Here is a 19,722-nt window from a genome sequence, read left to right as displayed (position 1 = left end):
GAACACATACAAAAGTATGTGATTCGGGGGGCTGAGCGTAGTCCCCTCATGCAACTTGAAGAATAACGAGCCTATGAATAAATTATTAATTTCCAGCTTACTACTTTGTATGGCAACTACCGCATTTTCTCGCCCTAGCCAGACCATTCCGCCTTTAGATGACAATGTCGCTCAATTTTACGATATTAAACAAACGGATATGGCTTATGGTGACCGAGCATTACGTATCTATAGTGCGGTGCCTTATCCTGTCACTAAAAAACGCCCTGTACTGTATATGCTAGATGGAAATGGGCTATATCCTAAAGTCGTCAACCGTGCCGTAGAAAAACTCAATAAAGACTCGCTACCCATTATTATTGGTATTGGATACCCCGTTGATGAGGCGTTTCCAAAAGCGTTACGCACCTATGATTATACACCGCCAGTATCAGGAGAAGCCTTTCGTCATGGTGGTGGTTCTCCGGCGCTGTACCAATTTATCCAGCAAACGTTGCGCCCTTGGGTCGAACAACAGTTTCCCATTGATAAGCAAAAACAAACCTTATTTGGTCATTCATTTGGGGGATTATTCACACTGATGGCTTATCAACAAAAACCTAATGATTTTCAGTATTATGTTGCAGCAAGCCCGTCACTATGGTGGGGACAAGGCGAAATGATAGCATTAGCGAAACTCACTCAAAAGCAAACCGCTGCACCTATTTTTATGACCTTGGGTGGCTTAGAAGAGCGTCCTGACTTATCCAAGTTAACGGAAGAACAAATCCAAAACTACCAAAACCGCACAAGCTGGATCAGCGCACGCCAAGTGTGCTCAGAGATTCAAACCCATCAGCGAAGCTGCGAATTCACCTTATTTGATAACAAAAACCATGGTAGCGTGATCCCCGATGCCATCAATAAAGCACTTGATGTCGCCACCCAATAGTTACCCGCTAATAGGTTTTAGCAAATCACTGTAAAGGTGGGTTAAAACCCCATTAGCGGCAAACTCTTTACGGATCCACTGGGTAACTTGCCCTGTGGCTGAATGCTGTGTGGCTAATAGCATATGGGAATCTTGCCGCGGATTTTGAATGTTTTTTATGACGAGTCGACCACTTTTAACATGTTCTTTCACCATATAGTCTGGCAAAAAACCGATCCCTTCACCCAATATTTGGCACTGACACTTGGTATTAAAATCAGGAACTTGTATCGCTTCTTGCCCGTGTAATAACCAGCCAACCCGTTTATTAATTGTGTCTGCGGTATCTTCCACCATAATATTCGGGTAAAGACGCAATTGACTTTCTGCGATAGGCTCTGGCATTAATGCGAGGGGATGTGTGGCGGCAATCGCAAACTGCCAATGGATCGCACCAATTTCGGTATAATCGATTCCTCCCCCCTCCATTAAAGTCCCCGGAGCACCGATCGCAATATCCGCATGGTTATTAATAATCGCATCCCAAACACCATTATAGACCTCTGTGGTCACCGTAATTTGGCAAGTTGCAAATTGCTTTTTTAATATCTGTAATAATTTAGCCGTATGGTAAGGCGTATATAAAAGTTGGTTAATACAAATACAAACCCGCGCTTCAATACCCTGTTCGATAGAATAAATACTTTTTTGAATTGCATGAAAGTTATTCAGTAAATCTGTAGCCTTACGATAAAAATAGTAACCCGCTTCCGTTAATTCAATATTGCGTGTATCACGAATAAACAGCACCACATCTAAGTAGGTTTCAATACGTTTAATGGTATAACTCACGGCCGATGTTGTGATACCGAGTTCTTCCGCCGCTTTGCTAAAGCTGACTAACTTTGCCGCTGTCGTATAGGTTAATAAGTTTTCTTCAGTAAAAATTGAGTTCATACTTGCTTTCCCTAACGTGTTTAGAAATTAATCAATTTTATTTTTTTATGTGAATATTATTCAATAGAACGGAAAGTAGGCTATTTTTCCATCTGTTTTTCTAGCTTAACAGAATTTATACCAAGGAGAAGGGGTTTAATTTCATTTAGTTTAATTTTGAAATTAATCATGTGCTATAAAAAGAACTATTAATCATCAAAATACTTAATATTACTAAATTAAATAGCTATACCAAGTATTAACATTCATCTCAATTAAAAACAAAAAAGTTACAAATTTAACAACCACAAAACCTTCTATTTGATGTCCATCACAGAACTGAGTAATTCCTTATTCTCGCCATCGATTAACAAAAAAAAATGACGAAATTTGAATAAAAAAAACGCAAAAAAACACAGAAAAGGATAAAAAACAATGCGCATCCGCACAAAAAAGAAGGATTATTGAATTATATTCAATAATAGAATACTGCATTGATGAATTAAATTTAAATGGATTCTTTTTATTAATAACAATTGCTATGCTTTAACCATCACAAATAATCTTTAAATTGTCTCTATCTATGTTGGGAATATCAAAAAACCAACCTAAGGGGAAATAATGACTGCCAGCACACTTGCTCAAGAATTTTTAACCGCTGCTGAAAAAGGGCAATTAGAGTTATTAAAAAGTTGCCTCAAAAGAGGTGTGGATATTAATACGACAAACCGCCAAGGACGCACTGCTGTTGTCAATGCAAGCTTAAATAAACACTATGAATGTGTTTCTTTCCTAATTAATGCTGGCGCTGATATTAATAAACAAGATCAAACTTGTTTTAACCCATTTTTATTAAGTTGCCTAAATAACGACTTGACTTTATTACGCCTTGTCTTGCCTGCAAACCCTAATTTAGATTTATTAACACGTTTTGGTGGCGTAGGTATCACCCCTGCGAGTGAAAAGGGTCACGTCGAAATCGTCCGTGAACTACTCGAAAAAACAGAGATCAACGTCAACCACACCAACTTTGTGGGCTGGACACCGCTGCTTGAAGCTATCGTATTAAATGATGGCGGAGAAAAGCAACAGCAAATCGTCAAATTATTACTAGACCATGGTGCAAACCCACATATGACTGATAAATATGGTAAAAAACCGTTAGAGCTTGCACGGGAAAAAGGCTATAACGAAATAGCGGATTTACTGATTGCTGCGGGAGCGTAATCCGCAAACCTTCACCGATAAGGAGGCGTGTGGACACATTTACACCTCATCGGCAAATATTATATGGGCTCACGGCTGATAGCCACTTTCTCAACCTTTTACACCAGCCGCGGTCTTTAGGAAAAATAGAGCAAGTATTCAATAAAGCAATTAATTTTACGGTAGAAAATACCCTTTATACGTTACTTTGCTCTCAGTTAGATAATGCACCAAATAGCTGCCGATTAATCAATAAAGAATTTTCTCTCTTAACATTAAAAGAAGGAGATCCTATTTATCTATCAAATAAAGAATGGAATATTGGGGAAAATTACACGATTTCATTTTCTTTATGTAGACACTGGCAACCAATCATAATTAGTTTTGATTCTGAAAAATTAACTAATAAGAATTACTTATTATATATCGAAGCTCAAATTAAAAATTTGGATTTTATTTTACATGATAATTCTAGCTCTCTATTTAATTATCAAGGAGATAACTTATTTTATCTAACCGTATCAAAAAAACTGATTCAATTACGTTTAAACCTAATTGAGTCATTAATTAACAAAGACCAACAGAGTATCAGCAAGATTATTAAACAACTTGTTGGGTTAGGTATTGGGCTTACACCTTCTGGAGATGATTATTTAGTTGGGTTTATGGCATTTATTTTATTAAAAGGTCATCCCGCTTCAGCTTTATTTCCTGCGTTTTATCACGGGATCACACAAAGTAAAGGCCAAACGACCCCCATTAGTGCCATTACGTTAGAAAAAGCCTTAAACCAAGAATATCGCGAAAATATGCATCAATTAATTCAGTCATTAGTTAATGCAACAAAGACAAATGTTTATCCACAATTTCTAGAGATTTTAAATATCGGGTCGAGTTCAGGCAGCGACATATTATTTGGCCTTCGCGATGCTTTGTACCTCACTCACTATTTCGGAGAAAGACATGTCGATTAAAGTTGTCATAAAGAAAAATACCTATTTTGATTCTGTATCATTAATGTCTATTTCGACTAAAGCCAACCAGCTTGAGAATGTTGACCAAGCTTTTGTCGCCATGGCAACAGAGATGAATAAAGGTGTTCTGCGTAATTTAGGGTTATTAACCGCTGAATTAGAACAAGCAAAGAATGGCGATTTAATGATTGTCATTAAAGGGTCGAGCGATGAAGCCAACGATGCAACATTAATTGCTATCGAAGAGTTATTTAATAAGAAAAACCAAGGTGGAGGACAACATGAAGCAAAATACGCCACCATTAATTCAGCCAAGACCCACATTCCAGATGCCAACTTAGCAGTGATTTCTGTCAATGGGGAATTTGCCGCCCGTGAAGCACGCATTGCATTAGAAAATGACCTGAACGTCATGCTGTTTTCAGATAACGTTTCGATTGAAGATGAACTAGCGCTGAAACAACTCGCCAGTAAAAAAGGCTTATTAATGATGGGCCCTGACTGCGGAACGGCAATTATCAATGGTACCGCACTGTGCTTTGGTAACAATGTACGCCGAGGTAGCATCGGGATTATCGGCGCTTCCGGCACAGGTAGCCAAGAACTGAGCGTACGTATTCATGAATTTGGTGCGGGCGTTTCCCAACTCATCGGTACAGGTGGTCGTGACCTGAGTGAAAAAATTGGCGGCATCATGATGATTGACGCCCTAAAAATGTTAGATGCTGATGATGAGACTCAGGTTATTACGCTGATTTCTAAGCCACCAGCGCCTGCCGTTGCTAAGAAAGTGCTTGAACAGGCAGAAAAATGCCACAAACCTGTTGTCGTTTGCTTCTTAGGTAACCAACCCGTACCAGAAGACAAGCCAGGACTGACGTTTGCAAAAAGTACTAAAGAAGCCGCATTGAAAGCCGTTTTGTTAGCAGGGATGCGCAAAGAAGATTTAGATCTGCATCCGCTTAACCTACCATTAATCGATGAAGTTAGAGCTCAACTCAAACCTGAACAAAAATACATTCGCGGGCTATTTTGTGGCGGCACCTTGTGTGATGAAGCCATGTTTGCTGCATTGGAAAAATATGACAATGTTTACAGTAACATCCAGCCAAACCCTGAGTATCGCTTAAAAGACTTAAACAAAAGTATTGCCCACACCTTCCTTGACTTTGGTGATGATGATTTTACCAACGGTAAACCACACCCAATGATCGACCCAACAAACCGTATTGAGCGTTTATTGCAAGAAGCTCGTGACCCAGAAGTTGGAGTCATCATGATGGACTTCGTCCTCGGCTTTGGTTCTCACGAAGACCCTGTTGGGGTGATGATCGATGCGATTAAAGAGGCCAAAAATATCGCCAAGCAAGATAAACGTGAATTACCAATTTTAGGTTATGTACTAGGAACCGACCAAGACACCCCGAATATGGATGCTCAAGTCAAGATGCTAACCGACGCGGGGGTAATTTGGGCAAGCAGCAGCACCAATACGGGGTTATTAGGACGAGAGTTTGTGTACAAAGGAGAGAAAGCATAATGACGACATTATTTAAGCAGCCATTAAGTGTCATCAATGTCGGTATCGAGATGTTCAGTGATGACCTGAAAAAACAACATGTCCCGGTGACTCACTTAACGTGGACACCACCAGGACAAGGTAACGTGGCGGTGATCCGTGCTCTCGACCAAATCGAAGGAAATGCAGCGCTGCAAGAAAAAATCAACGCAGCGAACGCACAAGCTCTCGAGCGCATTATCCAGTCTCAACCTATGTTAATCGGCTACGACCAAGCGATTAATGTTGTCCCTGGCATGACGAAAAACACCATTTTACATGCAGGTCCGCCGGTAACATGGGAAAACATGTGCGGTGCAATGAAAGGGGCGGTAACAGGTGCATTAGTCTTTGAAGGCCTTGCTAAAGATTTAGTCGATGCTGAACGTGTTGCGGCATCGGGTGAGATTATCTTCTCTGCATGCCATGAACATGACTGCGTAGGCTCCATGGCGGGGGTCACTTCCGCATCGATGTTTATGCACATCGTTGAAAACAAGACTTACGGTAACCGCGCATTCACAAATCTAAGTGAACAGATGGCCAAAATTCTGCGTATGGGGGCGAACGACCAAAGCGTCATTGACCGGCTAAATTGGATGCGTGATGTATTGGGCCCCATGTTACGTGACGCCATGAAAATTGTCGGTGAAATTGACCTGCGTTTGATGTTAGCGCAAGCGCTGCACATGGGGGATGAATGTCATAACCGTAATAACGCAGGCACCACACTGCTGATCCAAGCCCTGACCACAGGGATTATCCAAACCGATTTTTCTGTAGCACAGCAAAAAGAAGTGTTTGATTTCGTGGCAAGTAGCGACTACTTCTCAGGTCCCACATGGATGGCTATGTGTAAAGCGTCAATGGATGCGGCACACGGTATTGAGTATAGCACCGTGGTCACCACTATGGCGCGTAATGGCTATGAATTCGGTTTACGTATCAGTGGGTTACCAGGTCATTGGTTTACAGGTCCTTCTCAGCAAGTTATCGGTCCAATGTTCGCCGGTTATAAACCTGAAGATTCTGGCTTAGATATCGGGGACTCCGCTATCACAGAAACCTATGGTATCGGTGGCTTTGCAATGGCAACGGCCCCAGCTATCGTGGCATTAGTCGGCGGTACAGTAGAAGAAGCAATAGATTTCTCTCGTCAAATGCGTGAAATCACACTGGGTGAAAACCCAAATGTGACTATCCCGTTACTTGGCTTTATGGGAATTCCTACCGCTATTGATATTACCAAAGTTGCCGCCAGCGGCATCTTACCTGTTATCAACACAGCGATTGCTCATAAGGATGCAGGTATCGGCATGATTGGAGCCGGTATTGTTCACCCGCCGTTTGATTGCTTTGAAAAAGCCATGTTGGCCTACGCAGAAAAATACGCCTAGTTTCCATTTAATCAATAAACGCCCGACCTTGGTCGGGCAATAATAAAATATCAATACCCAGATTATTAACATACAGAAGTAAAGCAAAAGCAACTCTGTTGCAGCTTAAAATGAGTAAGCAGTTAGCCAAAATAATTTAAGTTGCAGCAAGGCGGCAAACGAGGATATCTCAGGGAACATACACCAGTATGTGACCTGTGTAGCCGAGTGTAGCCGAGTGTAGCCAACACAGTTGTAGCTTAAAGTATGATGGGTAATGACGGGTATGGGAGAGTATGATATGAGTATTCTTAGTATAAAGTGGAAACGTGGTGACTTAGCGGCCTACTTCGGCTTAATGACCAATAACCTCACCAACCTCCTCACCATGATGGGCTTATTAATTTTTGTCGTTGGGATCCCATCTGAAATGGTTTACGGCCGCATCGCTCCCGCTTTTGGCTTCGCCGTTTTACTCGCCAGTGTCAGTTATGCCTACTTTGGTCAGCAAATGATCAAACAAACCGGTCGAAACGATGTGACCGCACTGCCTTCAGGCCCAAGCGCACCGTCCATCTTCACCGTAACTTTCCTAGTTATCATGCCAGTGTACCAAACCACGCAGAATGCAGACTTTGCTATTCAAATCGCCTTGGTTTGGTGTTTTGTGGAGTCGATGATTTTAGTGGGTGGCTCATTCTTAGGTGAAACCATCCGTAAGATGATCCCCCGCACCGTACTGTTATCCTGTTTATCTGGCTTAGGTTTACTGCTTCTTGCAATGAACCCAATGTTACAAGCATTTGAAGCGCCAACCGTATCTTTCGTCGTTTTACTGTTAATCTTCATTAACTGGTTTGGTAAAAAGCCGATCTTTGCTCGCATTCCAACAGGGTTACTGCTGCTGATCGCAGGTACGGTATTAGCGTGGGTTTCTGGCTTACAAAGTGCTGAAGCTATCAAAGACTCAATGGCATCATTTGGTTTTAACCCACCAGGGATCCACATTGACAGTTTCTTCCAAGGCTTACCTCACGCACTGCCATACTTAGCATCTGCGGTACCATTGGGCTTAGCAAACTATATCTTTGACCTTGAAAATATTGAAAGTGCCCACGCTGCGGGTGATGAATACAATACACGCAAGGTTATGTTAGCTAACGGATTATCCTCCACTGTTGGTTGTTTTATGGGTAACCCATTCCCCGTCACGGTTTACGTCGGTCATGCAGGTTGGAAAGCAATGGGGGCAAGCGTGGGTTATACCTTAGCATCCGGTATCACCATGTTTATCGTTCCGCTGTTCGGTATCGGCGCATTCATGTTAGCCATCATCCCAATGACTGCTATCGTCCCCATTTTGGTATTTATCGGGGTCGTTACGGCTAACCAAGTGGTACGAGAAACCCCCAAAATTGAAGTCCCCGTTATCTTTATCTGTCTATTCCCATGGATTGCTAACTGGGCACTGACGATGGTCAATAGCGTAATGGGTGCTGCGGGTACGTCAGCAAAAGCAATTGGTATCGAAACATTACTGCACAAAGGCGTTTACTACCAAGGCCTTGTTCACTTAGGCAATGGCGCTCCATTAGCCAGTATGTTATGGGGCTGTATCGCTATCTTCGCTATCTTAAACCAACCGCTACGTGGTGCCGTTGCCGCAGCAGCAGGGGCGATATTAGTGTTCTTCGGAATTATTCACTCCCCAGCGGTAGGAATTGCAACTGGTTCAACCTTGATGTTTGTGTACGCTTACCTCATGATGGCGGCTTTATTTGTACTCAAGCATTTTTTAGATAGCCGTAAATCGGTTGAAGAACAACAAGCTGAACAGTCTGAGAAGCTCAGCAAGTCAGTGTAACACAGCCAACCTCGCAGAGCAGGTGTGCGCTGTGCCCCTACTATCCAGACTCTCTGTATCAGGAAATAATAACAATGAAAGAACTCGTGGTTGTTGCCATCGGAGGCAACAGTATTATCAAAGATAACAACAGCCAGTCTATCGAAGCTCAAGAAAAAGCCGTTCAAGAAGTCGCACTGCATATTAGTGACATGCTTGAAGGCAACTATAACATTGTTTTAACACATGGAAACGGACCTCAAGTTGGGTTGGATTTACGCCGTGCAGAAATCGCACACGAAACAGAAGGTTTACCGTTAACCCCATTAGCTAACTGCGTAGCAGATACACAAGGTGGCATTGGCTATTTAGTTCAGCAAGCACTGACTAATGTGTTAGCTAAACGCCATAATCGCCAAGCGATTACTGTTGTGACACAAGTGGAGGTGGATAAAAACGACCCGAACTTTAGCGCGCCGACAAAACCAATTGGTGCATTTTTTACGCAACAACAAGCCAATGAGTTACAACAAGCGAACCCAACTTGGCACTTTGTGGAAGACTCTGGCCGTGGCTATCGCCGAGTGGTCGCCTCCCCAGAACCAAAGCGGGTGATTGAATCAAACGCCATTCGCGCTTTAACAGAGCATGATTTTGTCGTGGTTGCCGCTGGCGGTGGGGGTATCCCCGTTATCGATAATGGACATGGAGGATACAAAAGCGTTGATGCTGTCATTGACAAAGACCTCTCGACCACACTGCTCGCGAAAGAATTGAATGCCGATATTTTGATCATCACCACAGGCGTTGAAAAAGTGTGCATTCATTTCGGCAAACCAGAGCAAAAAGCCCTTGGTGAGACCTCGACCAGTGATATGCAACGCTATATGGAAGAAGGCCATTTTCCTGCGGGCAGCATGCTGCCAAAAATTGAAGCTAGCCTGTCGTTTATTGCCAACGGTGGTAAGCGTGTCATTATCACCACCCCTGAAAAATTACCTGAAGCTTTACGCGGCGAAACAGGTACCCATATTGTTAAAGGCTAAGCGTTTAGTTCGTTGATCATCTCATGAGGATCATACGAATTTGGTATCCATCGCGAAGTTAAATAATCGTCCAGATCGTTTAAAGATGATCTGGACGCTTAAGTGCCATCCAAAAAAGGAGTTTCTATGACAGCAGAAAAAACCTCCGGCAGAAGAGAGTTCCTCTCTACAGGTGCGAAAGTCGCTGCCGCTTGTACCTTATTTGGCGCGATGTCGAGTATCGCCAATACACAAAACCAACCCACTGGAAAATCGAGTATTTCAAGTATCACTGACAAACACTACTACCTCGATGATGTGTTACTTGAAACTGGGTTTAATTTTCGTGATTCAACGGTCGTAGGCACTCAAACGGCGTTACAAACCGTTGAAATCGATCAAGGCAAAATTGTTGCAGTTTTACCGAATAAACAACATGCCAATAGCACCTTAAATACCTACAGCGCACAAGGTAAATTGATGTTACCTGCGTTTCGCGATATGCATATCCACCTTGATAAAACCTTCTATGGCGGCCCTTGGCAAGCCCCTGCATCACGTGAAGGCAAGACGATTATGGATATGATAACGCTTGAACAAAAGTTACTGCCCGAGCTACAACCGTTTACCGAAGAAAGAGCCAATGCGCTGATCACGTTGATCCAATCCCACGGATCAACCATTGCACGCAGCCACTGTAATATCGAACCGGTTTCTGGTTTAAAAAACTTAGAAGTCCTACAAAAAGTCCTTAGCGATCACCAACAAGACCTGACTTGTGAAATCGTTGCGTTCCCACAACACGGGCTATTGCTTTCAAAATCAGAAGGCTTGATGCGTGAAGCCATGCAAGCTGGCGCACACTATGTGGGAGGATTAGACCCAACCAATGTCGATGGCGCGATGGAAAAATCTCTCGATGCCCTATTCCAAATTGCCTTAGACTACAATAAAGGCGTTGATATTCATCTACATGAAACCAGCCCGGCGGGCCTCGCGGCTATCAAGTATATGATCAAAACGGTGGATGAAAACCGCAGCTTACGTGGAAACGTGACCATCAGCCATGCATTTGCCCTAGCAACACTCAGCCCTGAGCAGGCAGAAGAAATAGCAAAACAGTTGGCAGAGCAACAAATTGCAATTGCGTCAACAGTACCGATTGGCACGCTACATATGCCATTAGCGACACTCAATAGAAATGGGGTGTTTGTAATGACCGGAACCGATAGCGTAATTGACCATTGGTCGCCATTTGGTCTTGGGGACATGTTGGAAAAAGCCAATTTATACGCACAGCTTTACACACGTCCCGACGAGTTTTCATTATCGCGTTCTCTCGCGATCGCAACAGGCAATATTCTGCCGTTAAATGAAAAAGGGCAGCAAATTTGGCCAGCAAAAGGGGATGAAGCGAGTTTTGTATTCGTTGACGCGTCTTGTTCCGCTGAAGCCGTTGCGCGTATTTCACCTAGACATGCCTGCTTCCATAAAGGCTACCTTGCCCATGGTGTAATGCAAAAATCAGTTAGCTAAGTCAAGTTAGAAATAGCGCCAATGGCGCTATTTCAGACTACTGACAAACATAACATGTTTGGTGACAGGCCGGATAGGTTTTGAAAATAAACTAGGAAAATCAATTCATTGATTTTCCCCTAATAACACAAAGTGAGAAAAGCCACCATTACCCTATTTTTTCATTGAGTACGCTTCAATAACTTGAAAGATTAAATCTAATAGTTTTTGGTTATCAACCGATTGGAATACTTTAATCGGCTTGGTGTGTAACTCTGGCATACCAACTCGTAATCGTAAGGGTTCAACACAATAGCTTTTTCCTCTTAAGGCGCCATGCAACTCAATATTCACTTGCTGAAACTCATAAGTCACCACACTTTTATCCAACAGCCACGCCACAGTGAGTACGTCGTGGATCCAGCATCCGGCAAGCTGCCTAGTCGCTCGCGAGTAGTCTATCCATGGGCGCATGGTACTGACTAAAAATTGGCTTAATGGCGAGGCCAGCTTAGTAAATCTATCGAGGTCGCTATGCAGCATTTGAGTTTGAACCGTTACATCCATAGGCACTAACGTGATATTTGCACCACTATTAAGCACCGCATAAGCCGCTTCAGGATCTAAACCAAAGTTAGTATCTTTCACATAACCTGGCACATTAAATACTGCTCCCATAATAATAATTTCGGCAACATTGTCAGCAAGTTCAGGAAATAACTGCATCGCCATCGCGATATTGGTAAGGGGGCCTATGGCAATAATTGTGATTTGCTTTGGGTGTTCGCATACCAGTTTACCAATACGTAAAGCGGCTTCAGGAATCGATTCAGGTAATACCGGCACGGAAGGAAGCTTGTCCCATAAATGTGTAAGCTGCGCTCTGTGTACACCATTGTCTAACTGCTCACGCCATGGGGCGCTTGCTTCAATCAGGGCGGATGATGCGCCTCGATAAACGGGAATATCTTCCTTTAATAAATGCACCAAATGGCTGGCAACATTATAGCCTACTTGGCTTGGCGTATTGCCTGAAACGGTGGTGATCATCTCTAATTGGATTTCAGGCGCTGCAATTGCAAGCGCAAGTGCGAGCCCATCATCGACATTCGCGCCTGCAATACCGTTCCCAGGATCGCAATCAATAATTACACGCATAATTTTCCCTGAAATATTAAATCATTAGCACCCACAAGAGTGTCCAATCTGTAATTCAAATTCCACCTCACAAATGGCTTCTTTATACGGCCAGTTTTGTAAGATATGTATCGCTTTTTCTGCTATTTTATCAACTGGTTGGCGAACTGTTGTTAGTGTAGGAACTGTATATTCGGATTGAACCGTACCATTAAAACAAACCAGTGCGATATCCTCGGGTACACGCACATTTAGTTCAGCTAACGCCTTCAAGCAACCGAAAGCTTGTAATTCATTAGTGGCAAAAATAGCCTCTGGCAAACCGATCTTTTGCATTTGATAAACTGCTTGGTACCCCCAATCTCGCGTATATTTCCCCGCTAAAATCCATTTTTGCTGTACTTGCAGACTGGCGGTTTCTAACGCCTCCTGCCAGCCACTTAAACGATCTTGCGTATTGAGCATTTCATTTGGTCCGCAAATAATGCCAATATGTTTGTAGCCATGCTCAATCAAATGGCGAGTGATCTTATAAGCCGCTAACTTCTCATTCACTTGAATAGTGCTAACACCTTCAGTCGCATCTACCCTATCAAGCATCACACACGGCGTGCCAGATGATTGAATAAGATCTATATAGGGATGACGATCCACACTGGTATAAATCAGGCCTTCAACCTGACGTAACAGTAAGTTATTGATCAGCTCTTTTTCACGCGCTCTCGAGTCACCAGCATCCCCAAGTAACAAAATATGCCCATGTTTAAATGCTTCCCGTTGTAGCGCATGGGCTATTGAAGCCAGAAAAGGGTTTGAGATATCGGGGATCACTAACCCATAAGTCTGCGTACTACCTGATGCAAGTGCCTTTGCAATCCCATTAGGGCGATACCCCGTTTTCTTGATTGCAGCTAACACTTTCTGTTTTGTCGCTTCGGCAACAGGTCGAGGACCGTTATTAATCACATAACTGACCACCGCAACCGATGTTCCCGCTTCACGAGCAACATCTACCCGCGTCACTTTACGGCTATTCGCATCAGACACTCTGCATTCCTTATTTCTATTACCTATATTTTCTCCAAAGAATAGCAGTCGTTCTGGCTTTTATATACCACTTATATGGCATCTTCTGGCAAGTTAAGGTCACGACCTCGCGTTTCTGGCGCAAAGAATGTTGTTACGAGCCCAATACAAGCCATTCCAATGAAATAGATCGCAATTGGCCACCAATGCCCGGTCCAAGACAGTAATGCTGAAGCGACCAACGGCGCCGTTCCACCCGATAAAATGGAGCCAAGCTCTTTCGCAAATGCCATTTTAGTATAGCGGTTACGCACACCAAACAATTCAACGCCCCATGCCGCTTGTACCCCAAAAATTCCGAGTGATGCTAACCCCATCCCAACAATTATGGTTGGGATCACAATCATTGGCTCACGGGAGTCCAGCAACATAAAGGCAGGCACGGCATACAACATTAATAAGAAACAGAACCAGCGGTAAACAATACGGCGACCAAATCGGTCAGATAACCACCCCGCAAATGGGATAATGGCGAAACCTAAAATTGATGCGATTAACACCGCAGTGGTAGGAACCGATTTATCCACCAGCAAGATTTTTGTGACATAACCGATGATAAAACCTTGAGCAAGATAAGATGGGCCATTTTCGCCAATTCGTAACCCAACCATCGTCCAGAATGCACGGGTTTTCTGCCAAAATGAGCGGTTATCTACGGGATGGGCAATTGCATCAGACTCCAATGCAAGACGACGCGCCTGCGCCAGTTGCTCTTTTTGGCGCTCAAAAACAGGCGTTTCGCGCATATGCTGACGAATAAATAACGCGGCGAGTGCAATTAACATGCTCCCAAGGAAAGGGATACGCCAGCCCCAGGACATTAGGCTTTCTTTGTCTAATTGCAAGACAATTAACCAGATCATCGATGCCAGCAATGTACCACTGTTGGAACCTAGTGCAATAATTGAAGAGACCAGCCCCCGACGTTTCACAGGGGCATATTCCCCCAGCATCACGGTTCCGCCAGATAACTCAGCGCCTGCCCCTAAACCTTGTGCAAAACGCAAAATGACTAAGCACACAGGTGCCCAAATACCAATCTGAGCATGGCTTGGAATTGCACCAATCAGCGTAGTTGATAGCCCCATTAGCGCAATAGTGATCACCATAACCATCTTGCGGCCATGTTTATCACCTAACCATCCAAAAAATAACGCCCCTATAGGCCTTGCAATAAAGCCAACGGAATAAGCCGCAAAACTTGAGAGCAATGCCATAATCGGCGTTGCATCAGGGAAGAAAACATCACCAAAAATGATACCTGCCGCTAAACCATACAGTGCAAAATCTGCATACTCCATGGTTGTTCCTAACCAACATGAAAAAATCGCTCGACGGAAATCTTTTTTTCCTTCTGGCGTATTTAAACGCTCTTGTGCAGCTTGTTGATTAGTCTCAATAATTGATTGTGTGACCATAGTCATAAACCCTTGGTGTTGGCGCAAAGCCGATTAATCAAGACAATGTAGTTTGTGGTTTTTATTTACTTAAAGCATAGTCTACGCGCGTAGAATTAAGCAAACGAGCTAATCCTATTTTGTGAGCGTTATCACTTGATGATAAAAATATGAAATTTATATGACTGAAAATAAAGGAAACAATCAATGGCGTGAAAAAGAAGTGAAAGCCTCTTGGAACAACTGCTCTCTCAAGAGGCTAAACATTGGAAAAAGTTATCCTGCCCTATCTAACCGAATTTTCCGTTCTTCATATATGGCGACAACACCGAGCATTACAATCCCCACCGCGGTTGCCGCAAATAATAGATAAAAAGTATCTGACCAGCCGTGCAATGTAAAGCCACCCACTGAAATACCCTCGCCTTTTGGGTCTGCTATACGGGAAACAAACACTTTTGCCATCCCATCACCGAACAGATAGCCAAAAAAACCTGGGATTGAATTCACCACTGCGGTTGCACACTTCGGTGCAAAGCCAATGATAGAGATACCGATTAAAATCACAGGGCCAAAAATAAAGAAACCTTCAAAAAACAGGGCGATATAAATTCCCCAAATACTGCTCATATTTTGGTAAGCGATCAGCGGGAAAATTACCGAAATCATACACAACATCCCTAACAGCGCACGTCTTCCGCCCATCTTATCAGAGACATAACCCCATGTTAGCGAGCCTAAAAAACCACCGAGTTCGAGAGCCGTTATTGTACCAATTGCAGAAATATCATCCCAGTTGAGTGCCATTTTTACATAAGCGACACTCCAGTTATCGACACCAATTCGAATGGTATACACACATAAATTTGCAAAACATAAAAACCATACCGCCGGATTTTTCAGTACATATTTAACAAAAATATCACGCTTGGACATGCTTTCTGCCGCGGTATCCGCTTTAGAAACTGGCTCATCAAAGATTTCTTCCGGTGTATTCCACCCTAACTCTGATGGGTCATCTTTACCAAAAAACATGCCAAATGTTGCAATCACGCCGGCAAATAAGATAGGGAAAATAAACATTCCTGCCACGTTGCCGTTGAATGCATATTCCATTCCAAATAACGCAATTGGCCCCGCTAAGATTGCGCCAATATTGTGCGAGGCATTCCACCATGAAATATAACGGCCTCGATTCTTTCTTGGCGTCCAACGATTAATGGTTGAGTTTGAGCAAGGTCCACCCGGTGCTTGGAACAACCCCGTTAATGCCCACAAAAAAATAAATATTCCCAGTGAGTGACCTGAAGAGAGCAAGAACATCCCGATAGCAAATGAAGATGCACAAGAGAGCATCAGTAAAAAGCTCAATATTTTCTTAGTATTTTTACCATCAATATAATAGGAAAGTAGCACCCTCCCTAGGCTATATGTGATAGAGAAACCAAACCCCACCGTCCCTAAGTCACTAAGTGTAAAATCCGTTTGTTCGATAATAAATGGGGTAGCCGCTTTGAAGTTATAGCGAAGAAAATAAATTCCAGTATAGGCGAGACACATAACCAGAAAGGGTTCCATAAATTTTCGTAGCCACAAATCACGCTGTACAGAGAGAGGAACTGTTCCTGTCGGTAGTCTTTTAATATCAAAAAATGAAAATTTAGAACTCATCTTATAGCCCTTTTATTGTTTCTAATTATTTTAATGTTCTATCTTTGAGTAATGACTTTGGGTTACGGCAAAAATGTAGCGAGCTGCTGATACACATCAGGGCTAGACGCTAATACACAGCCTCCTTTGGTTAAAAAATCGGGGTGAGAAACAGAGTTATTGGTGGTTCCGCCCGCTTCTTGGATTAATAACAACCCAGCAAGGCAGTCCCAAGAATTAAGGTGAGGCTCGAAATAACCAATCAACCTCCCCGCAGCAACGTAAGCAAGCATCAATGCTGCGGAACCATTGCGGACGAACATACCATTAGCGTGAAGTAATTTATCTAAAAATGGAATAATAGTTTCAGGTGGCATGCGAGTTGAAATACCAACGCCAAGTAACCCTGCGTTTAGTGAGCTCACTGGATTTACCTTCACTGACGTATTATTTAGGTAGGTTCCATGATCCTTCATGGCATGGAATAATTCGTTATGTACTGCATCATAAACGGCAGCAATGACGGTGTTTTTTTGCTTATCAAGTAACGCGATAGAGACACACCATGAAGCCAAACCGAAAATAAACGCGCTGGTTCCATCAATGGGGTCGACTACCCATGTATAGCCCGACGCTCCTTGAGAGAAGCCACTTTCTTCACCAAAAATAGCATCATCAGGGAAATGCTGATTAATTTGCTCTCGAATAAAATCTTCTGTCTTTTTATCCGCCACGGTCACAAGGTCTTGTCCGTCCCCGTGCTTTTTCTCAATATTCAGTTGGTCACGTTGATGATAATAAGCGACTGCGAGTTTGCCTGCGTCAACGGCAACTTTTTGTATAAATTGATAGCGATTCGAAATACTGTCCATTTCAGCCTCTAAATATGGAATCAATATTTCGAACATTACATTTAATGAATCATTTATTTTGTGATCGATTTCATGACATGAAAAATTAATGTTAATTTTATTTTATAAAAAATAGTTAATTTAAAGATTAGTTCATTGATATAAATGCCACTAAACTCAAATTAAATACAATTTAAAGAATTAATTTTATGTTTGTTTATTAACATTCTGAATAACTAGTTCATCGACTCATCGTTTTATGGTGACCCGACGGGAAACAAAAAGCCGCTATCAATGACTCACGGCTTTCTATATATCAAAAGGATTAAGGACAGGTTTTCCTCATTTAATACTGCGTTGAGAGGTTTGCCGAGTTTACTTGGCGGCGAACCTCTCCCCTTGCCTAACATGGCTTTAATTCGAATAAAAATTGACCATCAAAGACAAGCAGCCTCTAGATAACTGACAATATCCCGTAGATAATGCCATTTCATCCAAATTTCATCTTGGATAGGGCCCCCCGTATATTGCTCAATTGCGGTGATAAGCTCCAACATTTCAAGTGAATCAATATGTACATCCGAGATCAATGCCGAATCCAAAGTAAAATCATTCGCAATGCCTGAGTAGGTACGAATTTGCTGAATTTGGCTTTCTAGCCAAATCCAGTGTTTTTCTGCTGATATGGTTGCCATGATTATCCCTTACCCTTGTCTGGTATACGCCTCTTTTCGGCTTTGATCACGGGTTAATGCCCCTTTTTCGGTTAATGTTACAGGGCGCGCTAAATTAGGCAGATGAGAAGACATATCGATCACCTGTTTTTCCCCTTCGCGTTCACCACGATATATTTCTTTATCCGATTGGTTACGGGTTAATGCCCCCTCTGTTGATAATGTGACTCGGCTCGGCACTTCACCACTCTTTAAGTAGCTCCCTAAAAGGTGACCATTTTTAGGTAAAAACGACTGTATGGCATCCTGCTTGGCTGATTGGCTCTTTGAGACCACTTTTGCCGTCGCAACTTGAGTGCCACGTAACGTACTCGCAACGAAGCCCTTACTCTGGAAAATAGAGCTATCCTCTTTCGGTAATGCGTAATCTACTTCCGGTTCTTTCTCAGGCTGGCTTAGTATGGCGCGAGGTAGTTTTGCGATAAATTGATGTCTAACAGGCGGTAATATCGGCTCTTCACTTTTCTTGGTTGTCTTATCCTCTTCTGGTAATGTGTGAGTTACTTCAGGATTTTGAGTACTAATCTTAGTGATATTGTCACTGAGTGGAGAGCTAAAATAGTAGTTATTTGTTGTATTATAACTGCCTAATATATGGTGTTGTAGTTCTGTCGCAGGTTGCGGTAAGGTCGCAGCGCTATCAACCTCATCCGCTACCTGTAAAGGTGGATTTTCTAATCCAGAGGGTAACGAATGCTCTTGCCAATTCACCGTCGTTTTTAACGTTTTAACAATTTCTAATCTTTCCTCCAATATGTTGAACATGCTATGCATATAGTGCGCTTTATCAACAGATAGAGCATTTCCCTCTTGGTGATAAGCGTTATTTAAAACTGAAATTTCTGCTTGTTTTTGTTTATTTTCCAGAGAAAGTAAACAATCATCCATAGAAAGTTGTTTTATCGTATTTGGTGGTAAGTAAGGTTTTAAAATATTTTCAAATTCAGGTTTAATATAAATCTCATTAAACCTTTCCTCCATAATTGAAAAAGCATCACCTTTAATACCTGATAAAGATTGCTGGATCTTTTTATCGAATTGCTCTAATGAATTTTTTAGAATTGCTTTATGATTAATATTGCTTGTTTGGTTCACGTCTTGAACCATTTTTGTGGCGGCTTCTAATAACCCATTTGCCCTTTCGTGTGGCGCGAGTAATGTTAAAACAATTAAACTACTTTCTGGTCGGTAATTCATGGCTTGTTGATGTATATCTCCTATTCCCCCGAAGTTTAATGCCGTCTTAACCATATCTGCAGTAATATTAGAGCCTAATAGGTCAGCAATTTTATCCGCCTGTTTTTGATTATTTAAACGATGTAAATCATCTTTTGACATTGATGGAGTACTCATACTCACATTTTTGGCTGAATTCAACGGTAACTGTTCTTCTATACCCGAAGAATGAATGGAAGAAATATTAGACGATATCGATAAACCTTTATTTACTGCTCCATTAGTAGATATCGCCCGAGGCATTTCAACTGTTTTAGAACTGATCGCATTTATAGGCATAAAACACCC

General features: G+C 42.4%; 16 protein-coding genes. 8 read left to right on the top strand and 8 right to left on the bottom strand.

What is annotated here, in order from left to right; all coding sequences use genetic code 11:
- Nucleotides 1-73: 73 nt before the first annotated feature.
- Nucleotides 74-931, top strand: coding sequence for an alpha/beta hydrolase (locus AB6N04_RS17545; RefSeq protein WP_369309510.1), 858 nt, complete (start codon nt 74-76; stop codon nt 929-931).
- Here AB6N04_RS17545 and AB6N04_RS17540 read toward each other — a convergent pair whose 3' ends face one another.
- Nucleotides 932-1,867 carry a LysR substrate-binding domain-containing protein gene (locus AB6N04_RS17540; RefSeq protein WP_369309509.1) on the bottom strand — a complete coding sequence of 312 codons (936 nt, stop codon included), beginning with the start codon at nt 1,865-1,867 and terminating at the stop codon, nt 932-934.
- Nucleotides 1,868-2,467: 600 nt separating this feature from the next.
- Here AB6N04_RS17540 and AB6N04_RS17535 point away from each other — a divergent pair.
- From AB6N04_RS17535 to AB6N04_RS17505, 7 genes are all read left to right on the top strand, one after another.
- Nucleotides 2,468-3,073 (top strand): ankyrin repeat domain-containing protein, encoded by a 606-nt coding sequence (locus AB6N04_RS17535; RefSeq protein ID WP_369309508.1) that lies wholly within the window; start codon nt 2,468-2,470, stop codon nt 3,071-3,073.
- Between the two features lie 29 nt (nt 3,074-3,102).
- Entirely contained in the window at nt 3,103-4,026 is a 924-nt protein-coding gene (locus AB6N04_RS17530; protein WP_369309506.1) for a DUF2877 domain-containing protein, read from the top strand.
- Nucleotides 4,016-5,566 (top strand): acyl-CoA synthetase FdrA, encoded by a 1,551-nt coding sequence (gene fdrA, locus AB6N04_RS17525; protein WP_369309505.1) that lies wholly within the window; start codon nt 4,016-4,018, stop codon nt 5,564-5,566. Before AB6N04_RS17530 ends, fdrA begins: the two co-directional genes overlap by 11 nt.
- A complete protein-coding gene (locus AB6N04_RS17520; RefSeq protein ID WP_369309504.1) occupies nt 5,566-6,981 on the top strand; it encodes a DUF1116 domain-containing protein in 1,416 nt (471 codons plus the stop codon). The genes fdrA and AB6N04_RS17520 overlap by 1 nt, the downstream gene beginning before the upstream one ends.
- Nucleotides 6,982-7,261: 280 nt before the next feature.
- Nucleotides 7,262-8,824 carry a xanthine permease gene (locus tag AB6N04_RS17515; protein ID WP_369309502.1) on the top strand — a complete coding sequence of 521 codons (1,563 nt, stop codon included), beginning with the start codon at nt 7,262-7,264 and terminating at the stop codon, nt 8,822-8,824.
- A gap of 74 nt (nt 8,825-8,898) precedes the next feature.
- Entirely contained in the window at nt 8,899-9,849 is a 951-nt protein-coding gene (locus tag AB6N04_RS17510) for a carbamate kinase family protein (RefSeq protein WP_369309500.1), read from the top strand.
- 126 nt (nt 9,850-9,975) lie between these two features.
- Nucleotides 9,976-11,364, top strand: coding sequence for an amidohydrolase family protein (locus tag AB6N04_RS17505; RefSeq protein ID WP_369309499.1), 1,389 nt, complete (start codon nt 9,976-9,978; stop codon nt 11,362-11,364).
- A gap of 153 nt (nt 11,365-11,517) precedes the next feature.
- Here AB6N04_RS17505 and AB6N04_RS17500 read toward each other — a convergent pair whose 3' ends face one another.
- The 7 genes from AB6N04_RS17500 to AB6N04_RS17470 form a co-directional block, all read right to left on the bottom strand.
- The gene (locus AB6N04_RS17500) at nt 11,518-12,501 is read right to left on the bottom strand and encodes a nucleoside hydrolase (RefSeq protein ID WP_369309497.1); all 984 of its coding nucleotides are present in this window, start codon (nt 12,499-12,501) and stop codon (nt 11,518-11,520) included.
- Between the two features lie 24 nt (nt 12,502-12,525).
- Complete coding sequence (locus tag AB6N04_RS17495) at nt 12,526-13,527, bottom strand: LacI family DNA-binding transcriptional regulator (protein WP_369309496.1); 1,002 nt, start codon at nt 13,525-13,527, stop codon at nt 12,526-12,528.
- Between the two features lie 71 nt (nt 13,528-13,598).
- Complete coding sequence (locus AB6N04_RS17490; RefSeq protein ID WP_369309495.1) at nt 13,599-14,984, bottom strand: MFS transporter; 1,386 nt, start codon at nt 14,982-14,984, stop codon at nt 13,599-13,601.
- Nucleotides 14,985-15,239: 255 nt separating this feature from the next.
- Entirely contained in the window at nt 15,240-16,634 is a 1,395-nt protein-coding gene (gene uhpT / locus AB6N04_RS17485; protein ID WP_369309494.1) for a hexose-6-phosphate:phosphate antiporter, read from the bottom strand.
- A 62-nt stretch (nt 16,635-16,696) separates the two neighbouring features.
- Nucleotides 16,697-17,485, bottom strand: coding sequence for an inositol monophosphatase (locus tag AB6N04_RS17480; RefSeq protein WP_369309493.1), 789 nt, complete (start codon nt 17,483-17,485; stop codon nt 16,697-16,699).
- A 416-nt stretch (nt 17,486-17,901) separates the two neighbouring features.
- Entirely contained in the window at nt 17,902-18,159 is a 258-nt protein-coding gene (locus tag AB6N04_RS17475) for a phosphopantetheine-binding protein (protein WP_369309492.1), read from the bottom strand.
- 9 nt (nt 18,160-18,168) lie between these two features.
- Entirely contained in the window at nt 18,169-19,713 is a 1,545-nt protein-coding gene (locus tag AB6N04_RS17470; protein ID WP_369309491.1) for a hypothetical protein, read from the bottom strand.
- Nucleotides 19,714-19,722 lie beyond the last annotated feature (9 nt).

Source organism: Providencia rettgeri, assembly GCF_041075285.1.
Classification (GTDB): Bacteria; Pseudomonadota; Gammaproteobacteria; order Enterobacterales; family Enterobacteriaceae; genus Providencia; species Providencia rettgeri_G.
The sequence above is the reverse complement of the archived record's forward strand: the minus strand, read 5'-3'. Positions and strand labels throughout refer to the sequence as shown.

Excerpts from the sequence above, each read along its gene's own strand:
- AB6N04_RS17545 (WP_369309510.1), top strand. The coding sequence starts at position 74 with ATGAATAAATTATTAATTTCCAGCTTACTACTTTGTATGGCAACTACC.
- AB6N04_RS17540 (WP_369309509.1), bottom strand. The coding sequence starts at position 1,867 with ATGAACTCAATTTTTACTGAAGAAAACTTATTAACCTATACGACAGCG.
- AB6N04_RS17535 (WP_369309508.1), top strand. The coding sequence starts at position 2,468 with ATGACTGCCAGCACACTTGCTCAAGAATTTTTAACCGCTGCTGAAAAA.
- fdrA (WP_369309505.1), top strand. The coding sequence starts at position 4,016 with ATGTCGATTAAAGTTGTCATAAAGAAAAATACCTATTTTGATTCTGTA.
- AB6N04_RS17520 (WP_369309504.1), top strand. The coding sequence starts at position 5,566 with ATGACGACATTATTTAAGCAGCCATTAAGTGTCATCAATGTCGGTATC.
- AB6N04_RS17515 (WP_369309502.1), top strand. The coding sequence starts at position 7,262 with ATGAGTATTCTTAGTATAAAGTGGAAACGTGGTGACTTAGCGGCCTAC.
- AB6N04_RS17510 (WP_369309500.1), top strand. The coding sequence starts at position 8,899 with ATGAAAGAACTCGTGGTTGTTGCCATCGGAGGCAACAGTATTATCAAA.
- AB6N04_RS17505 (WP_369309499.1), top strand. The coding sequence starts at position 9,976 with ATGACAGCAGAAAAAACCTCCGGCAGAAGAGAGTTCCTCTCTACAGGT.
- AB6N04_RS17500 (WP_369309497.1), bottom strand. The coding sequence starts at position 12,501 with ATGCGTGTAATTATTGATTGCGATCCTGGGAACGGTATTGCAGGCGCG.
- AB6N04_RS17490 (WP_369309495.1), bottom strand. The coding sequence starts at position 14,984 with ATGGTCACACAATCAATTATTGAGACTAATCAACAAGCTGCACAAGAG.
- uhpT (WP_369309494.1), bottom strand. The coding sequence starts at position 16,634 with ATGAGTTCTAAATTTTCATTTTTTGATATTAAAAGACTACCGACAGGA.
- AB6N04_RS17480 (WP_369309493.1), bottom strand. The coding sequence starts at position 17,485 with ATGGACAGTATTTCGAATCGCTATCAATTTATACAAAAAGTTGCCGTT.
- AB6N04_RS17475 (WP_369309492.1), bottom strand. The coding sequence starts at position 18,159 with ATGGCAACCATATCAGCAGAAAAACACTGGATTTGGCTAGAAAGCCAA.
- AB6N04_RS17470 (WP_369309491.1), bottom strand. The coding sequence starts at position 19,713 with ATGCCTATAAATGCGATCAGTTCTAAAACAGTTGAAATGCCTCGGGCG.